At 71.4% G+C, this 12203-nt stretch carries 12 protein-coding genes; 6 read left to right on the top strand and 6 right to left on the bottom strand.

Features of this window, described 5'->3' with window-relative positions; all coding sequences use genetic code 11:
• Nucleotides 1–10 precede the first annotated feature (10 nt).
• Nucleotides 11–1564 carry a PucR family transcriptional regulator gene (locus ACRAKI_RS06225; RefSeq protein WP_447006086.1) on the bottom strand — a complete coding sequence of 518 codons (1554 nt, stop codon included), beginning with the start codon at nucleotides 1562–1564 and terminating at the stop codon, nucleotides 11–13.
• Between the two features lie 102 nt (nucleotides 1565–1666).
• Here ACRAKI_RS06225 and pruA point away from each other — a divergent pair, with 102 nt between their 5' ends.
• The 5 genes from pruA to ACRAKI_RS06200 all read left to right on the top strand — a co-directional run bounded on the left by pruA (nucleotide 1667) and on the right by ACRAKI_RS06200 (nucleotide 8160).
• On the top strand, nucleotides 1667–3292 hold the full coding sequence (pruA, locus tag ACRAKI_RS06220; protein WP_447006085.1) for an L-glutamate gamma-semialdehyde dehydrogenase: 1626 nt from the start codon (nucleotides 1667–1669) through the stop codon (nucleotides 3290–3292).
• Between the two features lie 2 nt (nucleotides 3293–3294).
• Complete coding sequence (locus ACRAKI_RS06215) at nucleotides 3295–4218, top strand: proline dehydrogenase family protein (RefSeq protein ID WP_447006084.1); 924 nt, start codon at nucleotides 3295–3297, stop codon at nucleotides 4216–4218.
• A gap of 39 nt (nucleotides 4219–4257) precedes the next feature.
• The gene (locus ACRAKI_RS06210) at nucleotides 4258–5931 is read left to right on the top strand and encodes a bifunctional 3'-5' exonuclease/DNA polymerase (protein WP_447006083.1); all 1674 of its coding nucleotides are present in this window, start codon (nucleotides 4258–4260) and stop codon (nucleotides 5929–5931) included.
• Between the two features lie 112 nt (nucleotides 5932–6043).
• The gene (locus tag ACRAKI_RS06205) at nucleotides 6044–7426 is read left to right on the top strand and encodes a carbohydrate-binding protein (RefSeq protein ID WP_447006082.1); all 1383 of its coding nucleotides are present in this window, start codon (nucleotides 6044–6046) and stop codon (nucleotides 7424–7426) included.
• A gap of 59 nt (nucleotides 7427–7485) precedes the next feature.
• Nucleotides 7486–8160, top strand: a complete 675-nt coding sequence (locus ACRAKI_RS06200; RefSeq protein WP_447006081.1) for a helix-turn-helix domain-containing protein — start codon at nucleotides 7486–7488, stop codon at nucleotides 8158–8160.
• Here the strand turns inward: ACRAKI_RS06200 and ACRAKI_RS06195 are convergent.
• On the bottom strand, nucleotides 8142–9005 hold the full coding sequence (locus tag ACRAKI_RS06195) for a hypothetical protein (protein ID WP_447006080.1): 864 nt from the start codon (nucleotides 9003–9005) through the stop codon (nucleotides 8142–8144). The two genes, ACRAKI_RS06200 and ACRAKI_RS06195, sit on opposite strands and share 19 nt — an antisense overlap.
• Before the next feature lie 150 nt (nucleotides 9006–9155).
• Here ACRAKI_RS06195 and ACRAKI_RS06190 point away from each other — a divergent pair, with 150 nt between their 5' ends.
• Nucleotides 9156–9542, top strand: a complete 387-nt coding sequence (locus ACRAKI_RS06190) for an ESX secretion-associated protein EspG (RefSeq protein ID WP_447006079.1) — start codon at nucleotides 9156–9158, stop codon at nucleotides 9540–9542.
• Between the two features lie 119 nt (nucleotides 9543–9661).
• On the opposite strand, the gene ACRAKI_RS06185 is transcribed toward ACRAKI_RS06190, so the two are convergent.
• From ACRAKI_RS06185 to ACRAKI_RS06170, 4 genes are all read right to left on the bottom strand, one after another.
• On the bottom strand, nucleotides 9662–10837 hold the full coding sequence (locus ACRAKI_RS06185) for a lactate 2-monooxygenase (protein ID WP_447006078.1): 1176 nt from the start codon (nucleotides 10835–10837) through the stop codon (nucleotides 9662–9664).
• Between the two features lie 16 nt (nucleotides 10838–10853).
• Nucleotides 10854–11405: a tyrosine-type recombinase/integrase gene (locus tag ACRAKI_RS06180; RefSeq protein ID WP_447006077.1), complete on the bottom strand. Its 552-nt coding sequence runs from the start codon at nucleotides 11403–11405 to the stop codon at nucleotides 10854–10856.
• Nucleotides 11375–11614: a hypothetical protein gene (locus ACRAKI_RS06175; RefSeq protein WP_447006076.1), complete on the bottom strand. Its 240-nt coding sequence runs from the start codon at nucleotides 11612–11614 to the stop codon at nucleotides 11375–11377. Before ACRAKI_RS06175 ends, ACRAKI_RS06180 begins: the two co-directional genes overlap by 31 nt.
• Nucleotides 11615–11963: 349 nt before the next feature.
• Nucleotides 11964–12179, bottom strand: coding sequence for a transcriptional regulator (locus ACRAKI_RS06170; protein WP_447006075.1), 216 nt, complete (start codon nucleotides 12177–12179; stop codon nucleotides 11964–11966).
• Nucleotides 12180–12203: the final 24 nt, after the last annotated feature.

The raw sequence follows: 12203 nt of genomic DNA, 5'->3' as shown, positions 1-12203 counted from the left end.
CCGTGCGGCCTCAGGTCAGCCTTAGTTGCAACTGGGCGAACAACCGGAGCAGCGGGTCGTCCAAAGTGAACCCGCCGACCTCCGCCGCACGTCGGACACGGTATCGCAGGGTGTTCGGATGAACGTGCAGCTTTGCGGCTGCGCGTCTCACATCACCAAATTCGTCCAGGTAGGTCAATAGGGAACGCGCCAGTTCCTCATCCAGCTCGGCAAGCCTCGGGTCGCGGATCCGGGGGTGCTCGGCGAGCAGGGCCAGCGTTTCGCCGACCAGGACCCGGGACCGGACGTCCGCGAGGGTCGCCACGTCGGCGTCGAGGCCGCGGGACATGGCGTCGAGGACGCGGTCGGCCTCGTCCCGGGAGATCATCACCTCGTCCACCGTGGGCACCGTGGAGCCGATGGCGCCCTGCACCCGCAGGCCCATGTGCTTGCGGGCGGCGGCCACGATCTCCCTGGTCAGCGCGAGCAGCGGCGCTTTCGGCGGCAGGTCGGTCAGCAGCGCGTACGTGCGACCGCTCTGCTGGCTGACCAGGGCGCTGCGCCGGTACGCGGCGGCGTGCACGGAGATCAGGCTGGTCATCTCGGCCCGGCGCAGCTCGTGCTGGGTGCGGTCGCTGTGCTCCTGGCCGCGCAGGGCGAACACCACGACGGCGGCGGGCTTCTCCGGGTCGGCGCCGATCTGCTCGGCGATCGCCTCGGCGTCCATCCGGCCGTCGAGCAGGGACGCGAGCAGGTTCTCCCGGAACGCCGCTGCGGGTTCCCGCTGCTGCACGAGGTGCAGCGCGGTGACGCGGGCGGCGCCGAGGAGGGCGCGTTCGGCCTGCTCGGCGAGGGGCGCGTCCCCTTCCTGGACCCAGATCGTGCCGAGCGGCTGCGTGCCCGCGTGGATGCCGACCGCGATCCGGCGGCGGATGCCCAGTTCGGGGCGCTCGTCGATCCGGACGACCTCCTCACCGGACCTCAGCCGCTGGTAGACGCCCCATTCTCGGAGCATCTTGAGGTACGGCTCCGGCCCTTGGCGACCGAGGATGGACAGCCGGCGGAGCTCGTCCACCTCGTCGGTGGAACGCGAGTAGGCGAGCACGCGGCTGGCGGTGTCCTCGATGCTGACGATGCCGCCGGTCAGCGAGGCGATGGTCTGGGCGAGGCCGAACAGGTCTCCGAGGACTTCGCCCGCGCCCGCGTCCGCCGTCACGCGGGCGTTGTGCACGACGCCCCGGGCGAGCGCTTCGAGGTGTTCCCACCGGACTTCGGGGCGTACCGCGAGCAGGGCCACGCCCGCGTCCGCCGCCGCCTGCCGCAGCACCGGCGACGGCGCGTCGAGCTTCACGGCCACCGCCACCGCTCCCCCGGCCGCAGCAGCCCTGACCAGCGGCGACGCCGCCCGACCGCGGGCACCGATGATCAACGCGAGGTCGCCGGGACGCACGTCCGGCGTATCATCGGGGTCGAGGATGACCACGTCCAGGACGTCGGCCTCCAGCCCGTGCGGCGCCACCTGCACTTCGACCAGCGGGTCGCCGAGCGCGATCAAAACCTGCCGCAGGCTCAACTCTTCGTCCATTCGTACAACGGCGGAAGGTCAAGCTTAGACGTCCGGACAAAAGGAGGCATGGTTGGAAGTCCTACCGTTGGGGCACCAACCCCGTGGCGTTAGGAGCTGCTTGTGGATGCCGTGACCACGGTCCCCGCACCGGTGAACGAGCCCGTTCTCGGCTACGCCCCCGGCACCCCGGAGCGCGCGCAGCTGCAGGCGAGGCTGGCCGAGCTGGCCAAGGAGCCCACCGAACTGACCCTCACCATCGGCGGCGAGCAGCGGGTCGGCGGTGGCGAGCGCTACGACGTCGTGCAGCCGCACAACCACCGTGCCGTACTCGGCACCCTGCACGGCGCCACCCAGCAGGACACGCGGGACGCCATCGCCGCCGCCAAGGACGCCGCGCCCGGCTGGCGCGCCATGTCCTACGACGACCGCGCCGCGATCCTGCTCCGGGCCGCCGAGCTGCTCTCGACCAAGTGGCGGCAGACGCTCAACGCGGCCACCATGCTCGGCCAGTCCAAGACCGCGGTGCAGGCCGAGATCGACGCCGCCTGCGAGCTGATCGACTTCTGGCGCTTCAACGTCTCGTTCGGCCGGCAGCTCCTGGCCGAGCAGCCGCAGTCCTCCCCCGGCGTGTGGAACCGCACGGACCACCGTCCGCTGGAGGGTTTCGTCTACGCGATCACCCCGTTCAACTTCACCGCCATCGCGGGCAACCTGCCCACCGCGCCCGCCCTGATGGGCAACGTGGTGCTGTGGAAGCCGTCGCCGACGCAGTCCCTCGCCGCGCACCTCACCATGCGGCTGCTGGAAGAGGCGGGCCTGCCGCCCGGCGTGATCAACCTGCTGCCCGGTGACGGCCTGGCCGTGTCCGAGGTCGCGCTGGCCGACCCGGACCTGGCGGGCATCCACTTCACCGGGTCGACCCGGACGTTCCAGCACCTGTGGGGCCAGGTCGGCGCGAACATCGCGGGGTACCGGTCGTACCCGAGGATCGTCGGCGAGACCGGCGGCAAGGACTTCGTGCTCGCGCACCCGTCGGCCGACGTGGACGTGCTGCGCACGGCGCTGGTCCGCGGCGCGTTCGAGTACCAGGGCCAGAAGTGCTCGGCCGCGTCCCGCGCCTACGTGCCGCGCTCGGTGTGGAACCGGATGAAGGACGACTTCCTGGCCGACGTCGAGTCGCTGACCATGGGTGACGTCACGGACCTGTCGAACTTCATGGGCGCGGTCATCGACCGCCGTTCGTTCGACAAGCTGTCCCACGTCCTCCGGTCCGCCCGTGACGACGACCACCTGGAAGTCGTGGCCGGTGGCACGGCGGACGACTCCGAGGGCTTCTTCGTGCGGCCGACCGTGCTGCTGGGCACCAACCCGTCGCACGAGGTGTTCACCACCGAGTACTTCGGGCCGGTGCTGGCGGTGCACGTGTACGACGACGCCGACTACGACACCGTGCTGCGGCAGATGGAGAGCGCCGCGCCGTACGCGTTGACCGGCGCGATCATCGCCCAGGACCGGGCGGCCGTCGCGCACGCGCAGAACGAGCTGCGGTTCGCCGCGGGCAACTTCTACGTCAACGACAAGCCGACCGGTGCGGTCGTGGGCCAGCAGCCGTTCGGCGGCGGGCGCGCGTCGGGCACCAACGACAAGGCCGGTTCGGTGCACAACCTGCTGCGCTGGGTCAGCCCGCGTTCGATCAAGGAGACGTTCTCCGCCCCGACCTCCTACCGCTACCCCCACCAGGGCTGATCGTGCTGAGGTCCACGCTGCTCGCCGCCTCGCGCTCCGGGGCGATCCGCGGGCTGGTCGAACGCACGCCGCTGACCCGACCGGTGGTCCGGCGCTTCATCTCCGGTGACGACGTCGACGCGGCCGTCGCCACCACCGGCGAGGTGCTGGCCGACGGCCGGTACGTCACGCTCGACCACCTGGGCGAGGACACCCGTGACGCGGCACAGGCCACCGCCACCGTCGAGGCCTACCTGGACCTCCTGCGACGCCTCGACCTGGCCGGGCACACCGCGCGGGCCGAGGTGTCGGTGAAGCTGTCCGCGGTGGGGCAGATGCTGCCCTCGGACGGCGAGAAGATCGCGTTGGAGAACGCGCGGCGCATCTGCGCGGCGGCGGACGCGGTGGGCACCACGGTCACCCTCGACATGGAGGACCACACCACGACCGACTCGACGCTGGGGATCCTGCGTGAGCTGCGGGTGGACTTCCCGTGGGTGGGCGCGGTGCTGCAGTCGTACTTGAAGCGGACCGAGCAGGACTGCCGGGACCTGGCTCACGCCGGTTCCCGGGTGCGGCTGTGCAAGGGCGCGTACAAGGAGCCCGCGTCGGTGGCGTTCCAGGACAAGGACGACGTCGACCGGTCGTACGTGCGCTGCCTGAAGGTGCTGATGGCGGGTGAGGGCTACCCGATGGTCGCCTCCCACGACCCGCGGATGATCAAGGTCGCCGGTGAGCTGGCCGGGGACCGGTCGCCGGCCGGCTACGAGTACCAGATGCTGTACGGCATCCGACCGGACGAGCAGCGCCGCATCGCCGCGGCGGGCAACCGGATGCGGGTGTACGTGCCGTACGGGAACGAGTGGTACGGGTACTTCATGCGGCGGCTGGCCGAGCGTCCGGCGAACGTGGCCTTCTTCCTGCGTTCCCTGATCACCACGAGCTGATCCCGGGAATTGTCGGGGGCGCCTTGCACAATCAGAGGCATGCTCATCGCTCTGGTGTCGCACGCGGAGAACGCGGGCCGGTTGCGCGTGCTCTCCGACGCCGGGGCGCCCGAGGGGTCTGTGGTCGAGACTTCGGATCTGGCGGCAGCCGTGTCCGATCTGGAGGCCCGGCACAGACCCCGGTGGCTGTGGGCGGGGACGAACGAGGTCTACCCCGGGCTGCTGGCACGCGGCGTCCGGGTGGAGCGGTGCCAGGACTTGGCGCACGCCGAGTACCTGTTGCTGGCCTACCAGGGTCGGCACAGCGAGCCGCGCGGCCTGGGTGCGGCGATCGCCCGGCTGCGCGGCCTGCCCGTGCCGGACGACCACGGGCCGCGCAAGCGGGACACCCAGCCGACCCTGTTCGAACCCGAGCAGGTGCGGCTGCCCGGTGACGCCGACCCGCTCGAAGCGGTGATCGCGGTGCACGGCGAGCAGCAGCGGGTGGTGGCGACGCTCGGGCACGCCGACCGGCTCCGGTTGCTGTTCGCGGCCGAGTCGGCGAGCGCGTTGGCCGCCGCCGAGATGACCCACTTCGGGCTGCCGTGGCGGGCGGACGTGCACGAGAAGCTGCTGGTGGACACGCTGGGCCCGCGTCCGGCCGCCGGCGTGCGGCCCCGCAGGCTCGCGGAGTTGGCGGACCGGATCACGGCGGCGTTCGGCGGGAAGCAGGTCAACCCGGACCACCCGCCGGGCATCGTGCGCGCGTTCGCGCGGGAGGGCATCGACGTCCCGTCGGCGCGGGCGTGGGTGCTCAAGCAGGTGGACCACCCCGCGGTCGAGCCGCTGCTGGAGTACAAGGAGCTGGCCAGGCTGTGGGTGGCGCACGGCTGGTCCTGGTTGGACTCGTGGGTGGCGGACGGCCGGTTCCGGCCGGACTACGTGGTGAGCGGCGTGGTGTCCGGGCGGTGGGCGACGCGCGGCGGTGCGGCGTTGCAGATCCCGCGCACGTTGCGCACGGCCGTCCGCGCCGATCCGGGGTGGAAGCTGGTGGCGGCGGACGCGGCCCAGCTGGAGCCCCGGGTGCTGGCCGCGTTGTCGAACGACCACCGGTTCACCGAGGTCTCCGGGGACGACGACCTGTACACGACCCTGGCCGAGGAGGCGTTCGACGGCGACCGGGGTCGGGCGAAGCTCGCGATGCTGTCCGCCATGTACGGCGGCACGGGCGGTGAGGCGGGTCCGGCGATGGCGGTGCTGCGCCGCCGGTTCCCCGACGCCGTCGGGTACGTGGAGGCCGCCGCGCTGGCGGGCGAGCAGGGGCGGATGGTGCGGTCCCGGCTGGGTCGGACGAGCCCGCCGCCGTCCGAAGCGTGGCGCGAGGCGACCGGTGACGCGGACGTCGGCGAGGACGCGCTGCGCCGGTCGCGGCGGGCGGCGCGGGACTGGGGCCGGTTCACCCGCAACTTCGTCGTGCAGGCCAGCGCGGCGGACTGGACGGCGGCGCTGCTCGGGGCGTTGCGGAGGCGGTTGCACCAGTCGGCGCGAGGCTCTCACCTGGTGTTCTTCCAGCACGACGAGGTGCTGGTGCACTGCCCGGAGGAGTTGGCCGAGGTGGTGTGCGCGGAGGTGACGGCGGCGGGCGAGGAGGCGTCGCGGCTGGTGTTCGGCTCGACACCGGTCCGCTTCCCGCTCAAGGCGGTGCCGGTGGACAGCTACGCGGACGCCAAGTAGGGGCTTTTGAGCCGTTCGGTCCCTTGAACGATCATCATGAGAGCGCTCTCATAGGGTGGAGGCAATTTGTTGCCGTGCCGAACCAGGAACAGTGACAAGGAGGTCACCGCTCATGGAGTTCAGCCGGACCAGACGCGTACTCGCCACCGCCGCCGCCCTGATCACCGCCGTGCCGCTCGCGGTCGTCGCCACGATGGCCGACGCGGCCGTGCCACCGACCCCGCCGGGCTGGACGCTCCAGTGGAGCGACGACTTCAACGGCGCCGCGAACACCCTGCCGTCGTCCTCGAACTGGATCATCGACCTCGGTCACGGCTACCCCGGCGGCCCCGGGAACTGGGGCACCGGCGAGATCCAGAACTACACCAACAGCACGAGCAACATCAAGCTCGACGGCGCGGGCAACCTGCGCATCACCGCCCTGCGCGACGGCGCGGGCAACTGGACGTCCGCCCGCGTCGAGACCCAGCGGGCGAACTTCAAGCCCCCGGCGGGCGGCAAGCTCGCCATCGAGGGCCGGATCCAGATGCCCAACGTCACCGGCCAGGCCGCGCTCGGCTACTGGCCCGCGTTCTGGGCGCTCGGCTCGCCCTACCGCGGCAACTACTGGAACTGGCCCGCCATCGGCGAGTTCGACATCATGGAGAACGTCAACGGCATCAACTCCGTGTGGGGCGTGCTGCACTGCGGCGTGAACCCCGGCGGGCCGTGCAACGAGACGAACGGCCTCGGCGCGAGCCGAACGTGCCCCGGCGCTTCCTGCCAGTCGGCGTTCCACACCTACCGGTTCGAGTGGGACGAGAGTTCGTCGCCCAAGGCCTTCCGCTGGTACGTGGACGGGCAGCAGTACCACAGCGTCAACCAGAACCAGTTCGACGCGACCACGTGGAACAACATGACCAGCCACGCGGGCTACTTCCTGCTGCTGAACCTGGCCATCGGCGGCGCGTTCCCCAACGGCGTGGCGGGTCACGGCACGCCCACCGCGGCGACCGTACCGGGCCACTCGATGCTGGTGGACTACGTGGCCGTGTGGTCTGCGGGCGGGAGCAACCCGCCGACGACCACGACCACCACCCCGCCGGGCGGCAGCGGGTGGGACGCGTTCAGCGACATCCAGGCCGAGCAGGCCACGGCGCGGTCCGGCGGCGTCATCGAGGCGGCCGAGGGCGGGCAGGCGGTGGCGCAGCTGCGCAACGGCAACTCGCTGCGGTTCTCCGGCGTCCGGTTCGGTTCCCGCACCGCCACGCAGTTCGTCGCACGGGCCGCGTCCGGGGTGTCGGGAGGGGTGAGCGGCCTGGTCGAAGTGCGGCTCGGCAGCCCCACCGCGCCGCCCGTCGGCAGCTTCGCCATCGCCAACACCGGCGGCTGGCAGAGCTGGCGCACGGTCCCGGCGAACATCTCCGGGATCACGGGGACGCACGACGTGTACATCACCTTCACCAGCGGCCAGCCGGCGGCGTTCGTGAGCCTGAACTGGATCCGGTTCGGGTGAGTGACCGTGGCGGGCCGCGGACGCCTCCTCCTTCGCGGCCCGCCACTACCATCGTGGAGGTGTACGAGGAACGCCCGTTCCCCGGTCTGGCCTGCCTGTGGCGGCGGACCACGTCGTCGCCCGCCGTGGGTCGGGTAGTGCCGGACGGGTGCACGGACATCATTTACTCGGCCGCGACGGGCGAGGTGTCCGTGGCCGGGCCGGACACGGTCGGCCACGTCACGCGGATGACGCCGGGGGCGTTGTTCGGTGTGCGCTTCGGTCCCGGCGTGGGGCCCTCCGCGTTCGGCGTGCCCGCGGTCGAACTGCGTGACCAGCGGGTCCCGTTGGCGGAGCTGTGGGGGCCGTCCGCCCGTCTGGAGGATGAGCTGGGGTCTGCCGACGATCCGTGTTCGGTGCTCGCGTCCGTCGCCTTGGAGCGGTTGCGGGAGACGCCACCGGAGCCGGTGGTCGGTGCGATCGCGTCGGCCGTGTCGTCGTCCAGCGTGGGCGACCTGGCCTGGTCGTTGGGGCTCAGCGCCCGGCAGCTGCACCGGCGCAGCCTGGCCGCGTTCGGCTACGGCCCCAAGGTGCTGCACCGGGTGCTGCGGTTCGACCGGGCCGTCAAGCTGGCGTGGGAGGGCGTGCCGTTCGCCGACATCGCCCACCGCACCGGGTACTCGGACCAGGCGCACCTGTCCCGCGAGGTGCGCGACCTGGCCGGCGTGTCCTTGGGTCAGCTGATCCGGTCGTAGGCGCGCAGGGTCAGCAACGCCTCGATCGTGACGATCGGCCGCCACTCGTAAGTGGTCACCGGCGTCCACGCGGGCCACGGGAACGTCCAGCCGCCGTCGTCCTGCTGCTGGGCGGCCAGCGCGTCGAGGTCCCGGCTCATCTCGTCGTCGCCGAACCAGCGTCGGGCCAGGCTGTCCGGGGTCGACGCGTAGTGGTGCGGCTTGTGCGTCTCCCCCGCCGCGTACCCCTCCGGCGCCTGCCCGTCACCGAGGTCGACCAGTCCTTGCTCGCGGACCAGCGCACCCAGCCGTTCCGCTTGGCGTTCGGCCCTCGTCCGGTCGGGCGCGTGGTCGAGGAACCGGACGCAGGCGCCGATCTCGTACGGGTGGGACTTGGCGAGGTCTTCGACGCGCTGCCAGCAGAAGTCCGTCGCCCGATCGCGCCACGGGTGCTCCACGCCCGCCTTGTGCAGGACGCTCGCCAGCAGTGCCGTCATGAGCAGGTCGCTGTCTTCGGACACCTGCCACCACGGCGCTCGCGGGTGGTCACGTGCGGTGGCGAGGCAGTTCGGCACCCCACCGTCCGGGTTGGTGATCGTGGTCAGGAAGTCACACGCCTGCTCGGCATGGTCGGTGGCGCCCACTTCGTGCAGCAGGGACAACGCCGTGTAGGTGTGCAACGGCTGACTCGTCGGCCCCCGCCCGTCGGGCTCCAGCGCGTGCCCGAACCCGCCGTCGTCGTTCCGATGAGCCAGGACCGCCGCCGTGACGGGCGCCGCCGGACCGCCGTCGAACAGGTGCAGGAACCGCCGCTGCTCCAGGACGCGGGCGTTGTGCCAGAGGAAGGAACGAGCTGCTTCGATCATGCGTGGACGGTAGGCGCGCCGAGGGCCGGCGGTCTTGAACGGATCGGACGTCCATCCCCCACTGGGAGGAACCGTGCCGACACCCCGACGGGGCGGAGGCCCTGTGCCACCATCATTTCGGGGAGTTCGGCGTGAGGGGAGCACGGCAAGGTGTTCGACGCCGAGAGCGGCGGGGGCACGAGGAAGATCGGATTCGTGGCGGACACCGTCGCCGGCGGCCCGGCCGGTGCGGGCCTGGTGGCGAGCCAGCGCGCGGAGGACGCCGTGCCGTCGCTGATCTCGGCGTTGCCGGAGGTGAAGCCGGGCCGTGGCGGCGTGGTCTCGCTGCCCGCGGACGCGTTGGCGGACAAGCCGAACCGGCACCGGCCGGACCAGGACGGCGGGTCGTCTATGCAGGTCAGCAGGCCGGCCGGAGCGCGCGTCGGCGAGGCGCAGCAGCTGCGAGGCTGCTGGCCGAGGAACGCACCGGCGGCGGCCGGCTGTACGCCGCCCGACGCGACCGGTTCGGCCGCAAGCAGCGGTGCGCGGCCCCGCTGACCTACTTCGACACGATCACCGGTCACTATTTGTCGGCGAAGGCGCCCGGCGGCGACGGCACGCGTGGATCACCGTGCAGCCGGCCGACTTCACGACGTTGCAGAACAGGGTGCGGCAGCTCAGCGCGGACGCAGTGCCTCGCGGTTGAGCTCGGCCGGGCTGCGGTGCCCGGACAGGCCGAGGGTGAGGTCGAAGTCGGCGAGCAGGCTGCGCAGCACGTGCCGCACGCCGAGCTGCCCGCCGTGCGCGAGTCCGTAGGCGAACGGGCGTCCGACGAGCACCGCCTTCGCACCCAGCGCGAGCGCCTTCACGATGTCCGCCCCGCTGCGGATGCCGGAGTCGAACAGCACCGCGACCTGCTCCCCCACCGCGTCCGCGATCTCGGGCAGCACCTCCAGCGATCCGATGGCACCGTCCACCTGCCGGCCGCCGTGGTTGGAGACGACGACCCCGTCCATGCCGGCGTCGACGGCCTTGCGCGCGTCGTCCGGGTGCTGGATGCCCTTCAGCACGATCGGCCCGTCCCAGTGCTCGCGCAGGAACGACAGCCGGTCCCACGACTTGTCGGTGCCCGTGAACATCTGCACCCACCGCAGGATCGCCATCGGCAGGTCGTCCTCGGGCGACGCCGCGAGCCCCGCCCGGAACGTCGGGTCGGAGAACGGGACAGCCGTCCCGATTCCGCGCACGAACGGCAGGTAGGACTGGTCGAGGTCATGCGGGCGCCAAGCGAGCGTCCACGTGTCGAGCGTGACGACGAGCACCCGGTACCCGGCCTTGCGCGCCCGGTCGAGGATGCTCGCGGCCACGTCGGGGTCGTTCGGCCAGTAGAGCTGGAACCAGCGTGCGGCGTCACCGGCGGCAGTGGCGACTTCCTCGATGGTGTGCGAGGAAGCGGTGGACAGCACGAACGGCACCCCCAACTCGGCGGCGGCCCGTGCGGTCGCCAGCTCGCCGTCCGGGTGCAGGATCGACTGGACGCCGACCGGCGCGAGCAACACGGGTGCGGGCATGTCGGTGCCCAGCAACGACGTACCGAGGTGCCGCTCGGTGGCGTCGGTGAGCATCCGCGGCACGATCCGCCAGCGGTCGAACGCCTCCCGGTTGGCCCGAGCCGTCGCCCCCGAACCGGCCGCACCCGCCACGTACCAGAACGGCCCAGGCCCCAACCGTTCCCGGGCCGACGCCTCCAGTCCTTCGGGATCGGTGGTGAACGGCGGCAGGTTCCCCGCCAGGCCTTGAAGGTAGATCTCGTTCTGGTAGGCAGCGAACTGACCAGTCACTTTGTGCCCCATCCCCCGCTCAGGCCGTCTACAGGCCGTCTGCGGAACCGTCGACGTCGTCGGTCTGCGGATCATGCTCGTGCTCGTCCGCGTCGCCCGCAAGGACACGATCGACCGCCTTTCGGGTGCGGTCCCTGCTGGAGGGCAGCAGGTGGGTGTAGACGCGCATCGTGAAGGCCGGGTCGGAGTGGCCCAACCACTCGGCGAGCGCCCTGATCGACTCGCCCGCGTCCAGGAGCACGGAGGCGTAGAAGTGCCTCAGGGCGTGCATACCGTCCTGCCTCAGCACCCGCGTGACCTTCGCCCGTTCGAGCGCGAGCGTCCACACGTACTGGTTGAACCCGTCCCGCCTGACCGGCTTGCCACGCCGGTACTCACGGCCACGGTCCCGCTTGGCCAGGTCCGCCAGGCGCACGACGGCCCGCCACTTCGGCACGTACACCGTCGCCCGCCGCCACTCCGTGACCAGCCGGTACCAGCAGTGCCGCAGGAACGACGCCCGGTCGTACCCTGCCCAGACCGTCAGTGCCGCGATCAGCGACAACAACGTCAACACCAACGGCGAGAGCCGAACCGCCACCAGCACCAAGCCGCCGACACCGGCACCACCGTGACCACGGGATAGCGCACGACGACCAGCACCAGGCGCACGACGCCGACCAGCAGCAGCCACACCAGAGCGACCAGCGCGGCCAGCCACTTGGCCTTGCCCGGCACCAGCGCCCACCACGGCACCCGAGGTCGCACACCCTCGAACGGAGCCGGGTCGATCCACTTTCCGCCGTTCATCGCGCACGCCCCACGGGGGCGAAAATCAGCGGCAGCCAGCCCAGGCAGGAGCAGCAGAGGAGCTGGTTGGGGCCGTACAGGCCGAACCGTCGGCATTGGCGCAGGGGCGACCGTTGGGAAGCTTCCACACTGACGGGGCAGTACGCCGACGTGACGCACGCACCCCACGTACCGATAGCCTTAACATGACCGGAATCCCCTTGTGTGTCAACGAAAGCACGCGAAATCCGGTCAGTGCGGTCGTCGGGAAACAGGCTCAGCCCGCCAAGACTCGGGCCTGTTTCCCGCGACACACCAACCAGCGGTTCTGTCGAGTGGTCACGCGTCACACGCGATCAGCGCGGCGCGATCACTCCTTCTCCTTGACCTCGAACAGGTCCTCGAACTCCATCGGCTCCAACGCCGTCAACGCCCCACTGATGAACCGCGCACCCGGCCGCAGCACACCGGACCGCACCCGCGCCACAGTCGAGCGGTTGACCCCCATCGCCCTGGCCAACGCGTAATCCGACCGGAACCCCGCCAACTCCACGGCCCGCCCGAACACGTCCTTCCTCAGGCTCACCGTGTACTTGCTCCGGTTCCGAAC

The organism is Saccharothrix isguenensis (assembly GCF_052936305.1).
The sequence above is the reverse complement of the archived record's forward strand: the minus strand, read 5'-3'. Positions and strand labels throughout refer to the sequence as shown.

Bases quoted from the DNA above. Each gene is read 5' to 3' on its own strand.
- ACRAKI_RS06185 (WP_447006078.1), bottom strand. From the start codon at position 10,837: ATGGGGCACAAAGTGACTGGTCAGTTCGCTGCCTACCAGAACGAGATC.
- ACRAKI_RS06225 (WP_447006086.1), bottom strand. From the start codon at position 1,564: ATGGACGAAGAGTTGAGCCTGCGGCAGGTTTTGATCGCGCTCGGCGAC.
- ACRAKI_RS06205 (WP_447006082.1), top strand. From the start codon at position 6,044: ATGGAGTTCAGCCGGACCAGACGCGTACTCGCCACCGCCGCCGCCCTG.
- ACRAKI_RS06175 (WP_447006076.1), bottom strand. From the start codon at position 11,614: ATGAACGGCGGAAAGTGGATCGACCCGGCTCCGTTCGAGGGTGTGCGA.
- ACRAKI_RS06195 (WP_447006080.1), bottom strand. From the start codon at position 9,005: ATGATCGAAGCAGCTCGTTCCTTCCTCTGGCACAACGCCCGCGTCCTG.
- ACRAKI_RS06210 (WP_447006083.1), top strand. From the start codon at position 4,258: ATGCTCATCGCTCTGGTGTCGCACGCGGAGAACGCGGGCCGGTTGCGC.